A 20,034-nucleotide genomic window follows, 5' to 3' on the forward strand; every position below is an offset into this window, starting at 1 on the left:
ACTTGCTGGTGTCACACACAGTCCGCACAATGTTTGCGGAGATGTCTTGCTGGAGATCTGTGTGTCCATCCACGTTGCCCTCAATCACGTCACGCATTACAAGTACGACCGCCCGGTCAACCTGTCGCCACAGGTGATTCGTCTGCGGCCCGCGCCGCATTGCCGCACGCGGATCTTGTCGTACGCCCTCAAGGTCGAGCCTGCGCAGCACTTCATCAACTGGCAGCAGGATCCCTTCTCGAATCACCTGGCGCGCCTGGTGTTTCCCGAGAAAACGACCGAATTCAAGATCACGGTCGATGTGGTCGCCGAGATGGCGGTCTACAACCCCTTCGACTTCTTTCTGGAGCCGCACGCCGAGACCTTCCCGTTTACCTACGACGAAGCCTCGCTGCATGACCTCCAGCCCTACCTGGCCAAGGTCGAGCCGACGCCCGCCTTCCAGGCCTTTCTGAACACGATTGACCGCAGCGAAGTCCGCACGATCGACTTCCTCGTTCAACTCAACCAGCGCCTGCAAAACGACATTTCGTACACCATCCGCATGGAGCCAGGGGTGCAGACGCCGGAGGAGACGCTGACGCTGAAGTCGGGTTCGTGCCGCGACACGGGCTGGCTGCTGGTGCAGACCTTGCGGCACATGGGCTTGGCGGCCCGCTTTGTGTCGGGCTACCTGATTCAGCTGAAAGCCGATGTGGCCGCGCTGGATGGCCCGTCGGGCACAGAGGTTGACTTCACCGACCTGCACGCCTGGTGCGAGGTTTTCCTGCCAGGTGCGGGCTGGATTGGCCTGGACCCCACCTCGGGCTTGCTGGCAGGCGAAGGGCACATCCCTGTGGCCTGTACGCCAGAACCCACCGGTGCAGCCCCTGTGACCGGCGCCGTGGACGAGTGCGAGTGCGAGTTCGAGCACCACATGGCGGTGACCCGCATTTACGAGTCGCCCCGTGTGACCAAGCCGTACACCGATGACCAGTGGCAGGCCATTGATGCCTTGGGTGCCACGGTGGACCAGCACTTGGCTCAATCGGATGTGCGCCTGACCATGGGTGGCGAGCCGACCTTTGTGTCGGTGGACGACCGCGATGGTGCGGAGTGGAACACCGACGCGCTGGGCCCCACCAAGCGCGGGCTTGCCACCAAATTGGTGCATAAGCTGCGCGCCCGGTATGGTGACGGTGGTTTCCTGCACTTTGGCCAAGGCAAGTGGTATCCGGGCGAGCAGTTGCCCCGCTGGGCGCTGTCGATTTTCTGGCGTGAAGACGGCCAGCCTTGCTGGCACGACCCGAGCCTGTTTGCCGACGAGCAAACCTGTGAGCGCTACACCAGCGAAGACGCCAAGCGCTTCATGGACACGCTGGCCACCAAGTTGGGCCTGTCCACGCAGTTCATCACCCCAGGCTACGAGGACACCTGGTACTACTTGTGGCGCGAGCGCCGTCTGCCCGTGAACGTGGACCCGCTGGATGCGCGTCTGGATGACGAGCTGGAGCGTGTCCGACTGCGTCGCGTGTTTGACCAAGGGCTGGACCACACGGTGGGCTATGTGCTGCCAATCAAACCCAATGAGCAGGTGCCGCTGGGTGGGCCACGCTGGTCGACCGGCCCCTGGTTCTTCCGGGACGAGCGCATGTACCTGATCCCGGGCGATTCGCCCATGGGTTATCGCCTGCCGCTGGACTCGCTGCCTTGGGTGTCCAAGGGCGAGTACCCCTATCTGCATGAGCACGATCCGTTTGCGCCCAAGTCAGCCTTGCCTGATGCCTCGGCGCTGCGCGCGCAGTACGGGCAGCATCAGGTGGGTGGCGGTTTTGCGCAAGGTGGCGCTGTGTCCATCCAGGGGCAGGGCGTGACGGGTTTGGGTGGTGGTGCACTCAACGGTGAGTGGGGCGCGCTGGGTGCCAATCCGGCGTCGACGGGGCCAGGGGCCTCGACCAGCGCGTTGGTCGACCCGATGCGGGCACCGTCTCGCTTTGAGTCGGCGCACTGGATCACCCGCACCGCGCTGTGCGTGGAAGTGCGCAACCCGGATCGCGCCAGCGGCCCCAAGGTCGAGACCGAAGGGCAGGGCGGTGGTGTGCTGTATGTGTTCATGCCGCCCCTGGCCAGCCTGGATCACTATCTGGAGTTGCTGGCTGCGGTCGAGGCCACGGCCGTTGAGACTGGCTTGAAGCTGGTGCTGGAAGGCTACCCGCCGCCACGCGATGCACGCTTGAAGGTGCTGCAGGTGACACCCGATCCCGGTGTCATCGAGGTCAACATCCATCCGGCGTCCAGCTGGGCCCAGTTGGTGGATCACACCGAGTTTCTGTACCAGGCGGCGCACGAAACCCGCTTGTCGACCGAGAAGTTCATGGTCGACGGTCGTCACACCGGCACCGGCGGCGGCAACCACTTCGTGCTGGGTGGGGCCACACCGTCGGACAGCCCCTTCCTGCGTCGCCCGGATCTCATTCCCAGCCTGCTGACTTTCTGGCATAACCACCCGTCGTTGTCGTACCTGTTCTCGGGCCTGTTCATCGGCCCGACCAGCCAGGCGCCGCGCATTGACGAGGCCCGCCAGGATCAGGTGTACGAAACCGAGATCGGGTTGAGCGAGATCGAGCGGCAGTTGGCCATTTGGGGGCAGTGCCCGCCCTGGCTGATCGACCGCACCTTGCGCAACTTGCTGATTGATGCGACGGGCAACACGCACCGCAGCGAGTTCTGCATCGATAAGCTGTATTCGCCAGACGGCCCGACCGGACGTTTGGGCTTGCTGGAGCTGCGTGCCTTCGAGATGCCGCCCCATGCCCAGATGAGTCTGGTGCAGCAACTGCTGTTGCGTGCGCTGGTGGCCTGGTTCTGGAAAGAGCCGTACAAGGGCCATGGCGCACAGCGCCTGACGCGGTGGGGCACAGGTCTGCATGACCGCTTCATGCTGCCGAGCTTTGTTCATCAGGACTTTGAAGACGTGCTGGCCGAGCTGGGCATGGCGGGCTACCACTTTGAGTCCAGCTGGTTTGCGCCGCACTTCGAGTTCCGCTTCCCCTACATCGGCGAAATCGCTTCGTCAGGCGTACGCCTGACCCTGCGCAGTGCCCTGGAGCCCTGGCATGTGATGGGTGAAGAAGGTGCTGTGGGTGGCACGGTGCGCTATGTGGACTCGTCGCTGGAGCGTCTGGAAGTCAAGGCCACGGGCTTGAACGGCAACCGACACGTCATCACGGTTAACGGGCAGATTTTGCCCATGCACCCCACGGGGCGTGTGGGCGAGTTCGTGGCCGGCGTGCGCTCCCGCGCACGGCAGCCGCCGTCCTGTCTGCACCCCACCATTGGTGTGGATGCGCCGCTCACGTTTGACGTGGTGGACAGCTGGCTCAAGCGCTCGGTGGGCGGGTGCCAGTACCATGTGGCACACCCTGGTGGCCGCAATTACGACACCTTCCCCATCAACTCGTACGAGGCTGAAAGCCGTCGTCTGGCGCGCTTCTTCCGCATGGGCCACACGCCGGGCACCATGCAGATCAAGCCTTTGCCTGCGGGCATCGAGCATCCGCTGACGCTGGATTTGCGGACCACGCGACAGGCGTCTTGATCACGCCCAAGCAAAAAGGGGAGCATCCGCTCCCCTTTTTTATGCCCCGGTCTGGCGTCGTTTGTTCGCAGGTCAATGTGTGCGGAACACTGAAACCAGTTCGTTCAAGGTTTGGGCCTGATGCTTCAGGCTCTCTGACGCAGCCGCAGACTCTTCCACCAGCGCGGCATTCTGTTGTGTGACCTGATCCAGTTGCATGACGGCGTCGCTGACTTGGTCGATGCCGGTGGATTGTTCGTTCGATGCCGAGGCGATTTCGTTGATCAGTCCCGTGACGCGCTGAACCTGCTGCACGATGCCCTGCATGTGCTGGCCGGCTTCGCTGACCAGCGATTCGCCGGCGGCCACCTTCTCAACGCTCTCGTTGATCAGTGTCTTGATTTCGCGCGCGGCATTGGCGCTGCGCTGTGCCAAGGCGCGGACTTCACCGGCCACCACCGCGAAGCCACGACCTTGTTCACCTGCACGGGCGGCCTCCACCGCGGCATTGAGCGCCAAGATGTTGGTCTGGAAGGCGATGCCATCGATCACGCTGATGATGTCGGCAATCCGGTGGCTGGAATGGGTGATGTCACCCATGGTCTGCACCACGCGGTTCACCACGTCGCCACCGACGGCCGCTGCCGACGACGCTTCGGCCGCGATGCGCGCTGCCTGATGGGCTGTGTCGGCGTTGTTGCGCACGGTGGAGTTCAGCTCCTCCATGGCCGCAGCGGTTTCTTCGAGGTTGGAGGCTTGCTCTTCGGTGCGCTGAGACAGATCAGCGTTGCCCATGGCAATCTCGGTCGCACCTGTCGAAATCGACTCGCTGCTTTGGCGTACCCGCGTGACCATGTTGACCAGGCTGTCGTTCATGTGTCGCAGCGCAGTCAGGACTTGCGCGGTTTCGTCGCGGCCCTGATCGTGGATGACCGACGTCAGGTCGCCGGACGCCACAGTCTCGGCAACCTGAACGGCCTCATTGAGTGGGCGAACGATGGAGCGCGTGATGACCACACCAATCAGCACCGTCAAGGCCACCGTGATGGCCCCTGCCACGATCATGGCCACCGACACTTGCGTGTAGGACGATTTGCTGGAGTCGCTCACCTTGCCGGCGAGGACTTCGTTGTACTTCCACAGGGCTTCCACCGCTTCACTGGCCGTCTGGAATGCGGGGCCACCGCGCTTGATCACCACATCACGGTATTGCTCAAACAAGACGGGATCGGTGTTCGATTTTTTTGCCAGTTCCGACGCTTCTGTGGAGATGGCGGCATAGGCTTGCGTGGCCTTGTCCACCGCCTCCAGGAGTTGTCGATCAGTGTCGTCCGCGGTCAAAGACTTGTAGCGCTCCACGGCGGCGCGCATGTCCGCCTCGTGTTGTTGCACGATGGCGTAGTCCTTGATGCGGTCGTCATGATTGGCTTGCAGCAGGGCGCGCAGCTCATAGCGACGACTGTCTCCCAGGTGCGCGCGGAATTTGTAGATTTCCGTGAGCGAGGGAACAATGTTGTCCGAAAAGGCAACCGTGTTGTCGTTCAGGACACCAGCCTGATGCTTGCCGAAGATCTGACTCCCCAGGAACAAACAGAGAATGACGCCAAAGCCCAGCGCCAGTCGTTGGCCGATCTTGAGGTTGCCCAAAAATTGCATGGTGTCGCCCTGAACAGTGGCTTGGATGAACGAGTCGTGAAATCGCGTGTGCGCCACAATCTGTGCTGTCAGCCTGCACTTCGTGTACTTTTGTGAAGCGGCTCGCTTGTTATCGGTTCAAAGTCTGAAAAACTTGAACACTTGTTCAGCAATTACCCTAAATTTGTCCACACCATGTCCGCCAATCAGCTTCCGCTCGACGATGCGCCTGCCGCTGCCCTGGTCAGCGTCGAGCGCATGTTGTCGCAGGCGCACTTGATCGACGGCGGGCATTACGACGAGTTGTGCGAGCCGGATGGCGAGGTGCGTCCTTCCTGGCGAGATTTCTGGTCGCATCTGGGGGCACCTCTTCAAGACCTGTCCCGACGCCAGCATCTGTTGACGCAGCAAATTCAGGAAGACGGGGTCACGTACAACGTCTACAACGCTTCGGGCGGCCCCAGCCGGCCCTGGTCGCTGGAAGTGTTGCCCATGATCGTGTCGGCGTCGGATTGGCAGGCGCTGGAGCGCGGGGTGATGCAGCGTGCCACCTTGCTGGAGCGCGTCCTGCATGACGTGTATGGCGAGCAGCGGGTGCTGCATGAAGCCTTGTTGCCAGCAGCACTCGTGCAAGGGCACCCTGGCTACATTCGTGGTTTGCAAGGGGTGCGCCCGATAGGGGGCGTGTACCTGCACATGCTTGCGTTTGATCTGGTGCGTGGGCCGGACGGTGCTTGGTGGGTGGCGGCACAGCGTACCCAGGCTCCTTCCGGATTGGGATACGTCATGCAGAACCGGCTGATCGTGTCTCGCCTGTTCCCCGATGCCTATCGGGCCATGAATGTCCAGCACTTGGCCAGCAGCTATCGGCAGTTGGTCGACACCATGGCTGCCTTGGCGGCACAGTGCGCGGGTGGCGAGCCCCCCCGGCTGGCGCTCTGGACGCCAGGTCCCTACAACGAGACCTACTTCGAGCAAGCCTACCTGGCGCGGTATCTCGGGTTGCCGTTGGTGGAGGGGGGCGATCTCATCGTTCGTGACGAGCATCTGTTCCTCAAAACCGTTCAGGGTCTGGAGCCCATTCACGGCTTGTTGCGTCGCCTGGATGACGACTACTGTGACCCGCTGGAGCTGCGGGTGGACTCGACCCTGGGGGTGCCGGGACTGATGCAAGTCGTGCGCGCTGGCAATGTGGTGCTGGCGAATGCGCTGGGCACGGGTTTTCTGGAGTCGCCGGCCGTCCATGGCTTCTTGCCCGCGCTGTCTGAGTCGATGCTGGGTGAACCCTTGCAATTGCCTTCTGCGCCGACCTGGTGGTGTGGCGAGGCAGCGGCCTGGGAGGCCGTCAAGCCGACCTTGGCACAGCAATTGGTGCGCCCCACGTATCCATGTCGACCGGGGCCGGAGTGCGAGACTTTGTACGGCCCCACGCTTTCTGCCCCTGGCCTCAAGACCCTGGAGGCGCGCATCAGCCAGAACCCGTCGGCGTTCACGGCACAGAACTATGTGCCCTACGCTCAGACGCCCGTGTGGACCGACGATCAGCTGCAGATGCGCGGTGCATCGCTGCGTGTGTACGCCTTGTCGGACGGTCATGGTGGATGGCGCGTGGTGCCGGGCGGCATGACCCGCATTGCCACCCGAGATGCTGGTCCGGTGTCCATGCAACTTGGCGGCAGCTCGCTGGACACGTGGGTCTTGACCGAGGGGGCGGTGGACGCCTTCTCGATGTTGCCCCAGTCGGTTCGGCTGGAAGAGTTGGCGCAGCGGCAGCGGCCCGTATCCAGTCGCACGGCAGAAAATCTTTTCTGGATGGGACGCTACACCGAGCGATGCGAGCAGCAGCTGCGCCTGGCGCAGGCCTTGATCAACCTGCGCGCCATCGATGACGAGCCGGACGAGGCCGTCTTGCGTGCCTTGTCCGCGTTGGGCATCACCAACGGCTTGGTGCCGCCGGGCACCCCTGGCCTGGATCGATCCGGTCGCGTGTTCGAGCGCGTGGCGCTGGAGGCCCTCACCGATGCAGATGCCAAGCAAGGGGCCTTCAGTCTGGCATTCAATCTCTCGGCCTTGTCCCGCTCGGCCGAAGCGCTTCGGGAAAGACTGCTGCCATCCCAAACCCGGCTGATGCGCACCATGGTGGCCGATTTTCAGTCTCTGGCTTCAGAGGCTGAGCAAGAGGATGCCGTGCCCATCAGTGCGCGTTCGGGTGAAGTCATGGCCGCGTTGGACCATCTGGCCATTCAGTTGTCCGCCGTTACGGGGGCACAGACCGACCGCATGACCCGCGATGCGGGCTGGCGCCTGATGTCGGTGGGGCGCATGGTGGAGCGGCTGGTGGGGTACGCCAGCTTCTTGCGTGCCTTCTGGCGGGAGGGCGCGTTCCAGCATCCCCAGGGTTTTGATGTGGTGCTGGACCTGTTTGACAGCACGATCACCTTCCGTGCGCGCTTTCAGCGGCGGCTGGAAGTGCCTGCCATGCTGGCGCTGCTGGTGCTCGATGAGACCAACCCCCGCTCCCTGGCTTGTGTGGTCCGACGTATGCGGACCGAACTGGGCAAACTGCCGGCGAGGACCGGTGCGCAGGACGATCTGCAAGCGTGGCTGCCATACGAGGGTCTGGGCGTCACCCTCGAAGAACTCTGCCATCCGGAAACCGGGCGCAAGGCGGTTCAGTCCTTGCTTGATCGCTTGGTGGAAGCAGGGTGGAAGCTGTCTGACGAGATCGGACGTCAATACTTTGCTCATGCTGAACCCAACGACTCGATGGTGAGTACATGAGTGAGCGAGAAGTGGCTTGGGCCCGACTCTCGGTCGAGCACGAAACACATTACAGCTATAGCTGGGCGGTGGAGCAGGCGCAACACATTGCCTGCCTGCGCCCTTTGTCGGATGAAGGGCAGACGCTGCTGCGGTTTGACATGTCTGTGCAGCCGCCGCCCGCACAGCACAGCACCCGGCGTGACACGCATGGCAACAGCAGCGCCTATTTCTCCATCCATGCAGCGCATGCCGATTTGAATGTTCGTGCACGCAGCGAAGTCAGGGTGCTGCATCGCTATGCCGACCTCGATCCTGCCCGTGGGGCGACCTGTGGTGAGGTGAGGGAGCGCTTGGCCTACCGTGCGCATGCACCGTATGAAGAAGCCTGCGAGTACCTGTATCCCTCGCCGTTCGTGCCCAGGCATGCCGAGCTGGCCGCCTATGCCGCAGAGTCTTTGCAAGACGATCGTCCCTTGGCGGAGGCAGCCATCGAGTTGATGCAGCGCATCCACCGGGACTTCAAATACGCCCCGGCATCGACGGACATTTCCACCCCCATCTCTGAGGTGTTTGCCAAGCGGCAGGGGGTTTGTCAGGACTTCGCCCACCTGATGTTGGGCTGTCTGCGTGCGTGGGGCGTGGCTGCACGGTACGTCAGCGGCTATTTGCTGACGCAACCTCCCCCTGGCCAGGCGCCTTTGGTGGGCGCGGATGCCTCGCACGCGTGGTTGAGCGTGTGGGTCCCCGGACTGGGGCTGCCGCATGCACAAGATTGGCTCGATCTGGACCCCACCAACGATTGCGTGCCCGCCTTGCACCATGTCAGGGTGGCGCATGGACGCGATTTTGGGGATGTCACGCCCCTGCGTGGTGTGATCCGCGGGGGCGGGCAGCACACCCTCTTGGTGCGTGTGACCACCCGCCTGTTGGAAGAGCACGATACACGCGCGATTAAATGCACCACAATGGTGTGAGTGCATGTCGTAGGTCAAGAAGCCGACACATCGCCTTGGCACACTCTGTGCATTGAATAGAGCACAGAGGGTTAAGAGAGCCCCGATGGGACCAAGCGATGCGATTCTTTGACGAAATGCATGTGAGCAGCGCCCAAGTGCGCGACCACTACAAGGTGTACGACAAGTGGCTGGGCCGTCAGCCCCGGGAGCTCATGAGTTCCCGTCGGGAAGAGGCTGAGATGATCTTCCGTCGCGTGGGGATCACCTTTGCGGTGTACGGCGACAAGGACGAGGATGGTTCGGGCACCGAGCGCCTCATTCCCTTCGACCTGATTCCCCGCATCATCCCCGCCGCCGAGTGGAAGGAAATGGAGAAGGGGCTCAAGCAGCGCGTCACGGCCCTCAACCGCTTCCTCGACGACATCTACCACGATCAGGAAATCCTGAAGGCGGGTGTCATTCCGGCTGAGCCCGTGCTCAACAACGCCCAGTTCCGCAAGGAGATGATGGGTTTGAACGTGCCGGGCGGCATCTACTCCATCATCTCGGGCATCGACATCGTTCGCGCCTGCAACCCGGATGGCAGCGGCACCTACTACGTGCTGGAAGACAACCTGCGTGTGCCATCGGGCGTGAGCTACATGCTCGAAAACCGCAAGATGATGATGCGGCTCTTCCCCGAGCTGTTTGCCGAGCACCGTGTGGCCCCCGTGGCGCACTACCCCGACTTGCTGCTCGACACCTTGCGCAGCATGGCGCCGGGTGGCGTGAACGAGCCCACCGCCGTGGTGCTGACGCCGGGCATGTACAACTCGGCCTACTTCGAGCATGCGTTCCTGGCCCAGCAGATGGGTGTGGAGCTGGTAGAAGGCAAGGACCTGTTCGTCAAGGATGACTTCGTCTACATGCGGACCACCCGTGGCCCTCAGCGTGTGGACGTCATCTACCGCCGCGTGGACGACGACTTCATGGACCCCGAGGTCTTCCGCAAGGATTCGACACTGGGTGTGGCCGGCTTGCTGCGCGCCTACCGTGCCGGCAACGTCACGCTGGCCAACGCATTCGGCACCGGGATTGCCGACGACAAGTCGATCTACCCCTACGTGCCCAAAATGATCGAGTTCTACCTGGGCGAAAAGCCCATCCTGCAGAACGTGCCCACGCACATCTGCCGCGAACCCGATGCCCTCAAGTACACCCTCGACAACCTGGCCGATCTCGTGGTCAAGGAAGTGCACGGGGCAGGGGGCTATGGCATGTTGGTCGGCCCCGCGGCCACCAAGGCCGAGATCGAAGAGTTCCGAAAGGTCCTGATCGCCAACCCGACCAACTACATCGCGCAGCCCACGCTGTCGCTGTCGATCTGCCCGACGTTTGTGGAATCCGGCATTGCCCCACGCCACATTGATTTGCGGCCGTTTGTGCTGTCGGGCAAAGAGGTGCAGATGGTGCCGGGTGGCTTGACCCGCGTGGCACTCAAGGAAGGCTCTCTCGTGGTCAACAGTTCGCAAGGGGGCGGCACCAAGGACACCTGGGTTCTGGAGGACTGATCATGCTGAACGAACGCATTGAAGAGCACCTGCCATCCCACCTCATCGAGACTGAATCTGGGGCATTGCGTGTGAGCAATGCTTCGTATCTGGAGACCAAGCCCATGCTGTCGCGTACCGCCGACCACCTGTTTTGGATGGCCCGCTACATGGAGCGTGCCGAGAACACGGCCCGCCTGATCGATGTGAACTATCAGACCTCCCTGCTACCGCAGTCCAGTGAGACGGCCACGCAAGGGTGGAAGGGCTTGTTGAGCATCAGCGAACTGATGCCCGACTACACCCAGCGGTTTGAGACGGTCAACGCGCGTGACGTGATGGCCTTCATGGTGACGGATGCCAACAACCCATCTAGCATCTATTGCTGCTTGCGTGCGGCACGTGAGAACGCGCGTGCCGTGCGTGGCGCGCTGACCACCGAAGTGTGGGAAACCATGAACCAGACCTGGCTGGAGTTCAACCGGCTGGTCAAGTCCGGCTTGCTGGCGAAGGACCCGGGCGAGTTGTTTGAGTGGGTGAAGTTCCGTTCGCACCTGTCTCGCGGGGTGACCTTGGGCACCATGCTGCAGGACGAAGCCTTCCACTTCCAGCGCATTGGCACCTTCCTGGAACGCGCCGACAACACCGCACGTTTGCTGGATGTGAAGTTCCACGCTCGCAACACCGAGTTCTTCGGGTCAGGCATTGGCAACGAAGGCAAGGAAGTGGACTTCTACCACTGGTCGGCCGTGTTGCGCAGCGTGTCGGCATTTGAGGTCTACCGCAAGGTGTACCGCGATGTGATCCGTCCGGAAAAGGTGGCCGAGTTGTTGATGCTCCGCGCCGAAATGCCTCGCTCACTGGTGCATTGCATGGACGAAGTCGTGCGTAACTTGCGCGCCGTGGGCAACGACCACAGCCAGGAAACGATCCGTCGTGCTGGACGCCTGCGTGCCGACTTGCAGTTTGGGCGCATTGATGAAATTCTGGCGACCGGCCTGCACGCCTACCTGACCCAGTTCCTGGATCGTGTGGGAGACCTGGGCTACGGCATCAGCCGTGACTTCCTGATGCCATCTTGAGCATCCGGCACCCATGAAAAAAGCCGACCTGGTGAGGTCGGCTTTTTGTTTGGCTGAACGCCAGATTCAGGCGGAAGGCGGGACGTAGCCTGCGACCTGTTCGGCACCACCGCCGAAGAAGAATTGCTCCATCTGGCGGGCGAGGTACTGGCGTGCGCGTGCATCGGCCAGGTTCAAGCGGTTTTCATTGACCAGCATGGTCTGGTGCTTGAGCCACATCTGCCAAGCTTCCTTGCTGATCTCGTTGTAAATGCGCTTGCCCAGTTCACCAGGATAGGGAGCGAAATCCAAGCCATCACCTTCCTTGTTGAGGTGCTTGCAGAAAATGGTACGTGCCATGGTGTCGATCAGTGCAATGAATGCAGTGGAAAGATTATTTGAGGTGCTTGACCAGCACTTGTGAGCGCCGGTCCCATTTGTAGTTGCGCTTGCGCGCTTCTGGCAGCCAGTTCGGGTCAACCGGTGCGAAACCACGCTTGATAAACCAGTGCATGGTACGCGTTGTCAATACAAACAGTGTGGATAGGCCCATTGCCCGTGCACGCTGTTCGATGCGTTTCAGAATGCGTTCGCCGTCTCCTTGTCCCTGCACGCTGGGCGAGATGGTCAGCGCGGCCATCTCGGCTGTGCTGGCTTCAGGGAAGGGGTACAGCGCGGCACATCCGAAGATCACGCCGTCGTGCTCAATGACGGTGTACTGCGCCACATCGCGCTCGATTTCGGTCCGGCTCCGCTTGACCAGCGTGCCATCTTGCTCGAAAGGCTCGATCAATTGCAGGATGCCCCCAACGTCATCAGGGGTGGCCTCACGCAGGCTTTCCAGCTTTTCGTCCACGATCATGGTGCCCACGCCGTCATGGGTGAACACCTCCATCAGCAGGGCGCCATCGACCGAGAACGGCAGGATGTGAACGCGCTCAACCCCCCCTTCACAGGCCTTGACCGCGTGTTGCAGGTAAAACGCCGTGTCGGTAGGCTGCTGCGGGCTGGGCAGGGCGGCCAGCAGCTTGCGGGCATCGGCCAGCGCCAGTTCCTGGTCGATTTCGGCATCGGTGTCGTGCTGGGCGGCGCCGGCCAATTCTTGCGCGCGAGACGGGTCCTGCACGATGGCCTGCAGCACGCCACGCACCTCGGTCACGAAGATCAGCTTGTCAGCCTGCAGGGCGATGGCCGCGCTGGTGGCCACGTCTTCCATGGTCAGGTTGAAAGCCTCGCCGGTGTGCGAAAAGCCAAAGGGCGAGAGCATGACCAGCGCACCAGTATCAATGGCGCGACGGATGGCCACGGCGTCAATCTTGCGGACCAGGCCGGTGTGCATGAAGTCCACGCCGTCAACGATGCCCACGGGGCGCGCGGTCACGAAGTTGCCGGCGATGACACTGATCGAGGCACCCGCCATGGGGGTGTTGGGCAAACCCAGCGAGAACGCCGCCTCGATTTCGTACCGCAACTGACCTGCGGCCTCCTGGGCGCAATCAAGCGCCACCGGATCGGTGATGCGCATGCCATGGCTGAAACGTGAGGCCTGCCCCTTGAGCCGCAATTGCTCTTCCAGCTGAGGACGGAAACCGTGGGCCAGGACAATCTTGATGCCCATGGCCTGCATCAGCGCCAGGTCCTGAACGAAGTTTTCCAGCTTGCCGGCAGCGATCAATTCCCCAGACAGACCCACGACAAAGGTCTTGCCCCGGTGGGCGTGGATGTGGGGTGCCACGGAACGAAACCAAGGCACGAATGTATGAGGAAAGACCAGGTCCATGGATGCACAAACGGTGAATTCAGCCGCTTATGTTACGGGGTTTGGAAGACAGGTCGGCACCAGCACTTCAATACGGTCTCTGCCAGACGTCTTGGCACGGTACAGCGCCTGGTCTGCGCGCTCGATGGCCTGCTCGTAAGGCTCGCCGGGCAAAGCGCAAGAGACCCCGGCCGAGCAGGTGATGCGCACATCCGGATAGGTCGGCAACAAGGAGGCTGCGCGCAGGCGTTGATACATGCGCTCCAGGGCGATCAAGGCCTGTTCGGGCTTGGTGTCGGGGTACATCAGCAGAAATTCTTCGCCGCCCCATCGGGCCAGAACATCAAACTGCCGCAGGGTTTGCGAGGCCAGCTCCGCAAAATTGCGCAGCACCTCGTCACCGGCATGGTGACCATATTCGTCATTGATGCGCTTGAAATGATCCAGATCGAGCATGACCAAGGTGGTCGTCTGGCGAAGCCGATCTTTACGGATCCATTCGTTGTGCAGCAATTCCTGCATCCGCCGCCGATTGATGAGGCCGGTGAGCGAGTCGTGTGCCGCAATCACCTGCACCTCATCCAGCACGGAGCTGAGTGATTCGCGCTCACTGGTCAGCTTGAGCCGGAGTTCGCTGACGCGCTGGGCGACCCACGATGACGACGCGATGATCACGCAGGCAAAGGCCCATTGCGCCATGTCTGCCACGACATCCATTTGCTGGGGGTGAATCAGCCAGTCCAGCGTCACCGCCAAAGCCAGGGCCGACACGCTCACGTGGCTGACCAGACGCAGAGCACGTGGTGTCAGGGTGAATTGCCCTGGCAGCAGCACGACGGGCAGCACGGCGAGCACGACGCTGCGTAGCCGGATGTCGACCGTCAGGTACGCAATGCACGCAGCGAAAATGCAATACAGCAACTGAGCCAGAAACATGTCCGGATCTCGGAGATGTATGGACAGGCCGCTGCGGAGCATGCCGTAAAAGAAAACGGCACCGAACAGCAGGCAGGCCTCCAGCCAGTGCCCCAAGCCCGGCCAGGCGTGATCCGAGTGGACGGCCACGATCGTCAGGCAGGTATGAAACAAGTAGAGCAAGCTGACCACCAGGGTCAGCCCAATTGCTTTGTGGCGGCTGGTATCCGGCCCCAAGAAAAGGGCGGTCAACCGATGCTTGAGCGATGCTCTGTTCAAGCTGGAATCTCACTCACGGCGCCTAGCGTCGTGTATTGCTGTTTTAGGGCATCGTACACCTTACGCCGTGGCAAAAGAATGGGCTTAAGTCGCTGTTGGCAGCCTTCTGTGTGCCCAGGGGCGCGCTTGCTCCAAATGGCTGGCCAGTTGTAGCAAAGTTGCCTCACCGTTAAGCCCTGCGACAAACTGCACACCCAGTGGCATGCCGTCGGGCGTCCAGTACAGCGGCACCGACATGGCCGGGCGACCCGTCAGGTTGGCCAGTTGGGTATAGGGCGTCCAACCCAGATTCTGCAGAATGGTCTGTTTGAACGACGCGCTTTGACTCAAGGGGCCGGCGAGCCCCAGCCTGGCCACCACGTCTCCCGCCATTTCCAGTGCCTTGGGGGTTTGCATGCTGCCGATCGGCACGGCCGGGCCATTCAGGGTGGGGGACAGCCACAGATCGTGCTGACTGTGGAACATTGCCAAACGCTTGATGTGATCGTTCCACCGGGCCTCGCAGGCCATGAGCTCCACGCCCGAGATACTCCGACCCACTGCGGCCATGAGTCGCGTATCGGGTTCGAAGTCGGCTAAGCTCGCGCCGGTAGCCTTGCAAATGGCGTCCACAAAGTACGCTTGAGAGCAGAACCATGCTTTCAGAAAGTCTTCGGCCAGTTGCACACCATCGAACGGCGTGTCCACGGGCGTCACGATGTGTCCCATGTCGGTCAGCAGTTTGGCTGCATCTTCGACGGCCGCGACGGCCTGCGGGTCAACCGGGTTACCCAAAGGAGATTGCGTGGTGAAGCCAATGCGCAGACGTTTGGGGGCCTGATGGATGACCTGAGCGTAGGGAACACTGGGGGCCGGCATGTAGTACGGCGCATGGGGCTCTGGCCCTTGCAGCACATCCAGCATGGCGGCGGTATCTCGCACGGTTCGGGAGACGATGCCTTGTTGTGCCGCCCCGTTCAGGCCTTCAGCCATCAGCGGGCCAATCGAAATGCGCCCGCGGCCGACTTTCAGCCCAAACAGGCCACACGCTGCAGCGGGGATGCGAATCGACCCCCCACCATCATTGGCGCCGGCCATGGGGACAATGCCTGCCGCCACCGCTGCTGCCGAGCCGCCTGAGGAGCCGCCGGGCGTTCGTTGTGGGTTCCAGGGGTTGCGTGCCGGCCCGAACGCCAAGGGCTCGGTCACATTCTTGGCGCCGAACTCAGGCGTGTTGGTCTTGCCGAAAATCACCAAACCCGCATGCTTCCAGCGGCGCACCACGTCGCTGTCTTCCTGGACCACGACTTTGGACATGACCCGGTTGCCCATGGACGAGGGCAGTCCCGCCATGTCCTGAAACAGGTCTTTGACCAGAAAAGGGACCCCGGCGAAGGGGGCATCGGGCGAAAAAATGGCCCGCGCCTGACGACGCGCCTGTTCGTCCAGACGCATGACAATGGCGTTGAGTTTGCGGGTGTCGTCGGCTCGCTTGATGGCCGCTTCCAGCAGTTCGCTGGGGTGCACTTCGCCTCGGCGGACCAAGTCCGCCAGGCCGGTTGCGTCGTAGCGTGCGTATTCGTCGAAGTTCATAGCGGGATAATGCGCACTTTCGCCCTTTTTAGCCCTCCTGTCTAACCCCGTGTCTGCACCTGTCATCACCTTTCCGGAATCCCTACCCGTCAGTGGCAAGCGTCACGAGATTGAGGCGGCCTTGCGTGAGCACCAGGTCATCATTGTGTGCGGTGAAACGGGCTCGGGCAAGACCACACAGTTGCCCAAGATTGCGTTGGCCATGGGGCGGGGTGGCTGGGGGCAGCCGCGTGATCCGAAGGCGCCGCGCCATTTGCGCCCCAAGCTGATCGGGCACACGCAGCCTCGACGGATTGCGGCGTCCAGCGTTGCCAAGCGCATTGCCGAAGAGCTGAACTCGCCGCTGGGCGAGGTGGTGGGCTACAAGGTTCGATTCCAGGACCGGTTGCAGCCGGGCGCCAGCGTCAAGCTGATGACCGACGGTATCTTGCTGGCCGAAACCCAGGGCGATCCGGACCTGCTGGCCTACGACACACTCATCATTGACGAGGCGCACGAACGCAGCCTGAACATTGACTTCCTGCTGGGTTACTTGCGTCAGTTGCTGCCGCGTCGGCCTGATCTGAAGATCATCGTCACCTCGGCCACGATTGATGCCGACCGGTTTGCCAAGCACTTTGAATCGGCCAAGGGGCCAGCGCCGGTCATCATGGTGTCGGGTCGCCTGTTCCCGGTTGAGCAGCGCTACCGTCCTTTTGAGGAGAGCCGTGAATACGGTTTGAACGAGGCCATCACTGACGGGGTGGATGAACTGTGGCGCGAGGCGGGTTCGGGCGGGCAGGGCGACATCCTGGTCTTCTTGCCGGGCGAGCGCGAGATCCGCGAGGCGGCCGACCACCTGCGCAAACACCTGGCGCACGATCGCACCGTGGCCGAAGTGCTGCCCCTGTTTGCCCGCCTGAGCCAGCAAGAGCAGGACCGGGTGTTCCAGACCGGCGGCCCCAAGCGCATCGTGCTGGCCACCAACGTGGCCGAGACCTCGCTGACGGTGCCGGGCATCCGCTACGTGATCGACGCCGGCCAGGCGCGGGTCAAGCGCTACAGCTTCCGCAACAAGGTGGAGCAACTGCAGGTCGAGCCGATCAGCCAGGCCGCAGCCAACCAGCGTGCGGGTCGATGTGGCCGGGTGGCCAACGGCATCTGCATCCGTCTGTACGACGAGAAGGACTTCAACGCCCGCCCGCGCTTCACGGATCCCGAAATCTTGCGCAGCTCGCTGGCTGGGGTGATCCTGCGGATGAAGTCGCTGCACCTGGGGCACGTGGAAGATTTCCCGTTCATTGAGCCACCTTTGCGCAAGGCGATTGCCGACGGCTATCAGCTGCTCAACGAACTGGGCGCGGTCGACGACAACAACGAGATCACCAAGCTGGGTGCCGACCTGGCGCGTCTGCCGCTCGACCCGCGTGTGGGCCGCATGATTCTGGAGGCCAAGGACCGCGAGGCCTTGTCTGAGGTGCTGATCATCGCCGCCAGCCTGAGCGTGCAAGATGTGCGCGACCGGCCCATCGAGCAGCAACAGCAGGCCGACCAGAAGCACAAGCAGTTTGATGACGAGCGATCCGAGTTCATGGGCACGCTCAAGCTGTGGAAGTGGCTGGATGAATCGCGTGGGGGACATGGTCACCACGAGCCCGGTCAGCCCGAAAAGCACAAGCTCAGTCACCGCAAATACGAAGCCCTGCTGCGAGACAACTTCATCAACCCGCGCCGCGTGCGCGAGTGGAAAGACGTTTACTCGCAATTGCACACCGTGGTGGCCGAGCACAACTGGCGTCTGAACACGGCGCCTGCTACCTACGAGCAAGTGCACTTGTCTTTGCTGTCGGGCTTGCTGGGCAACATCGGCTGCAAGAGCGATGACGACGAGTGGTACCTCGGTGCCCGGGGCATCAAGTTCTGGAAGCACCCTGGGGCCAACCTGAGCAAGAAGCCGGGGCGCTGGATTCTGGCTGCTGAACTGGTCGAAACCACCAAGCTCTACGGCCGGGGCATTGCCAACATCGACCAACCCTGGTTGGTGCAGATGGGTGGCCATTTGCTCAAAAAGCAGTTGCTCGAACCGCATTGGGAAAAGAAGGCGGGCGAGGTCGTGGCGCTGGAGCGCGCAACCTTGTACGGCCTGGTGGTCTACAACAACAAGCGCGTCAACTTTGGTCTGGTCAACGTGCGCGAGGCGCGCGAGATTTTCATCCGCGAAGCCTTGGTCGCTCAGGAATGGGAAACGCGTTTGCCTTTCCTGGCACACAACCGCAAGCTCATCAGCCAGGTCGAGCAACTCGAGCACAAGTCGCGCCGGCAAGACGTGCTGGTGGACGAGCACCTGATCTACGCCTTCTACGACGCCCAGATCCCGCCCGATGTGATGAGCGGCCACAGCTTCGAGCGCTGGTACAAACAGGCCAGCCGCGAGAACCCCAAGCTGCTCTACCTCAGCCGTGAAGAGTTGATGCGCCACGAGGCGGCCGGCATCACCAGTGCCGCCTTCCCGAAATACGTACGCATGGGCGGCGTGGACTGTGCGGCCACCTACCTGCACGAACCCGGCGATGCCCGCGACGGCGTGACCGTGACCGTGCCCATCTACGCGCTCAATCAGGTCAGCGAAGAGCGCGGCGAGTGGCTGGTGCCTGGCATGTTGAAAGACAAGGTGTTGGCGCTGGTCAAGAGCCTGCATCAAAAGCCGCGTGCCCGACTGGTGCCGCTGCCCGACTATGCCGAGGCCTTTGTGCAAGCGGTGGACTTCGGGCAGGGCAGTTTGATGGACGCCTTGCTCAAGGCCGTGCGCGACAAGACCCAGCTGGATGTGAAGCGCAACGACTTCAAGCTCGACATGCTGTCGCCCCACTTGTTCATGAACTACCGCGTGGTGGATGAGCATGGGCGCCAACTCGGCATGGGACGCAATCTGGCGGCCTTGAAGGCCGATTTGGGCTCTTTGGCGCGCGGCGCTTTCCAGGCCTTGGCATCGCTCAAAGCCCAAGCCGTGGCGCAGCCTGTGAAGGACGGTGGCGCCCATAGCCAAGTCAGCCAGGGCGCATCAGGCGCGTCTGCGTCCGCCAATGCCGGTACGAGTGCAGGCAAGAGCGAAGGCAAGCCCGGATCAGGGCCGCAGCGTGTGCAGGGGCAGTCGCCCAAGCCGCCAGCGGCCACGCAAACCTTCACCGACTGGACCTTTGGTGAACTGCCTGAGCTGATGGAGATTCAGCGTGGCGGTCATACCCTCATTGGCTTTCCTGCCTTGATCGACAAGGGGCAGCACGTCGAGATCGACATCTTTGATGAACCCGATGTGGCCGCCGCCAAGCACCGGTCGGGCTTGCGTCGACTGGTGGCGCTGCAAATCAAAGAGCCATTGAAGTATCTGGAAAAGAACATTCCGGACCTGCAAAAGATGGCCATGGCTTACATGAGCCTGGGCACCGCCGACGAACTGCGCGACCAGATCATTGCCGTGGCCATGGACCGCGCTTACCTGGCGGATCCCTTGCCCACCGATGCCGCCAGCTTCAAGGCGCGGGTGGAAGAAGGGCGCACGCGCCTGAACCTGATCGCTCAGGAAGTGGCTCGTTTGGCGGGCACCATTCTGGTTGAATACGCAGCTGCCACCCGCAAGCTCAAAGATGCCAAGCCACCCAAGGATGTGGCCGATGACATCGCCGGGCAACTGCAGCGCCTGATGCCCAAGCGCTTTGTGGCGCAGACGCCTTACGTGCAACTGCAACACTTCCCGCGCTATCTGAAGGCGATCACCTTGCGTTTGGACAAACTCAAGGGCGATCCTGCGCGCGATGCCCAGCGCATGACCGAGCTGCGTCCGCTGGACCAGCGCTACACCCGTCGTCTGGCAGAACTCAAAGGCGTACTGGATGCCCGCACAGACGAGTTCCGATGGCTGCTGGAAGAGCTGCGTGTGAGCCTGTTTGCACAAGAGTTGCGCACGCCGCAGCCGGTCAGCATCAAGCGACTGGAAAAAGCCTGGTCGCAGATTTCGGCTTGAGTGCGCGTG

General features: G+C 62.1%; 11 protein-coding genes. 6 read left to right on the forward strand and 5 right to left on the reverse strand.

Translation table 11 applies throughout. The features are described 5' to 3' along the window. The first annotated feature begins 61 nt into the window (after positions 1 to 61). Positions 62 to 3,577 (forward strand): DUF2126 domain-containing protein, encoded by a 3,516-nt coding sequence (locus tag ACMV18_RS03960; RefSeq protein WP_420816765.1) that lies wholly within the window; start codon positions 62 to 64, stop codon positions 3,575 to 3,577. Between the two features lie 72 nt (positions 3,578 to 3,649). On the opposite strand, the gene ACMV18_RS03965 is transcribed toward ACMV18_RS03960, so the two are convergent. Further along, positions 3,650 to 5,212 (reverse strand): methyl-accepting chemotaxis protein, encoded by a 1,563-nt coding sequence (locus ACMV18_RS03965; RefSeq protein ID WP_420816766.1) that lies wholly within the window; start codon positions 5,210 to 5,212, stop codon positions 3,650 to 3,652. A gap of 174 nt (positions 5,213 to 5,386) precedes the next feature. Between ACMV18_RS03965 and ACMV18_RS03970 the strand changes: the two genes are divergently transcribed. The 4 genes from ACMV18_RS03970 (at position 5,387) to ACMV18_RS03985 (ending at position 11,521) form a co-directional block, all read left to right on the forward strand. Further along, entirely contained in the window at positions 5,387 to 7,972 is a 2,586-nt protein-coding gene (locus ACMV18_RS03970; RefSeq protein ID WP_420816767.1) for a circularly permuted type 2 ATP-grasp protein, read from the forward strand. Beyond that, positions 7,969 to 8,928, forward strand: coding sequence for a transglutaminase family protein (locus ACMV18_RS03975; protein ID WP_374257774.1), 960 nt, complete (start codon positions 7,969 to 7,971; stop codon positions 8,926 to 8,928). The genes ACMV18_RS03970 and ACMV18_RS03975 overlap by 4 nt, the downstream gene beginning before the upstream one ends. Before the next feature lie 98 nt (positions 8,929 to 9,026). Further along, complete coding sequence (locus tag ACMV18_RS03980; protein WP_420816768.1) at positions 9,027 to 10,460, forward strand: circularly permuted type 2 ATP-grasp protein; 1,434 nt, start codon at positions 9,027 to 9,029, stop codon at positions 10,458 to 10,460. Between the two features lie 104 nt (positions 10,461 to 10,564). Beyond that, a complete protein-coding gene (locus tag ACMV18_RS03985; RefSeq protein WP_374257782.1) occupies positions 10,565 to 11,521 on the forward strand; it encodes an alpha-E domain-containing protein in 957 nt (318 codons plus the stop codon). Between the two features lie 66 nt (positions 11,522 to 11,587). Here ACMV18_RS03985 and ACMV18_RS03990 read toward each other — a convergent pair whose 3' ends face one another. From ACMV18_RS03990 to ACMV18_RS04005, 4 genes are all read right to left on the reverse strand, one after another. Continuing rightward, the gene (locus ACMV18_RS03990; protein ID WP_374257770.1) at positions 11,588 to 11,860 is read right to left on the reverse strand and encodes an oxidative damage protection protein; all 273 of its coding nucleotides are present in this window, start codon (positions 11,858 to 11,860) and stop codon (positions 11,588 to 11,590) included. A gap of 34 nt (positions 11,861 to 11,894) precedes the next feature. Further along, entirely contained in the window at positions 11,895 to 13,280 is a 1,386-nt protein-coding gene (gene argA, locus ACMV18_RS03995; RefSeq protein ID WP_420816769.1) for an amino-acid N-acetyltransferase, read from the reverse strand. A gap of 27 nt (positions 13,281 to 13,307) precedes the next feature. Then, positions 13,308 to 14,426, reverse strand: coding sequence for a diguanylate cyclase (locus ACMV18_RS04000; RefSeq protein ID WP_420816770.1), 1,119 nt, complete (start codon positions 14,424 to 14,426; stop codon positions 13,308 to 13,310). A gap of 111 nt (positions 14,427 to 14,537) precedes the next feature. Continuing rightward, positions 14,538 to 16,025, reverse strand: coding sequence for an amidase (locus tag ACMV18_RS04005; RefSeq protein ID WP_420816771.1), 1,488 nt, complete (start codon positions 16,023 to 16,025; stop codon positions 14,538 to 14,540). A gap of 49 nt (positions 16,026 to 16,074) precedes the next feature. On the opposite strand from ACMV18_RS04005, the gene hrpA reads away from it, so the two are divergent. Next, complete coding sequence (gene hrpA, locus ACMV18_RS04010) at positions 16,075 to 20,025, forward strand: ATP-dependent RNA helicase HrpA (protein WP_420816772.1); 3,951 nt, start codon at positions 16,075 to 16,077, stop codon at positions 20,023 to 20,025. Positions 20,026 to 20,034: the final 9 nt, after the last annotated feature.

It is taken from the genome of Aquabacterium sp. (assembly GCF_048860245.1).
Lineage (GTDB): Bacteria > Pseudomonadota > Gammaproteobacteria > Burkholderiales > Burkholderiaceae_C > Aquabacterium.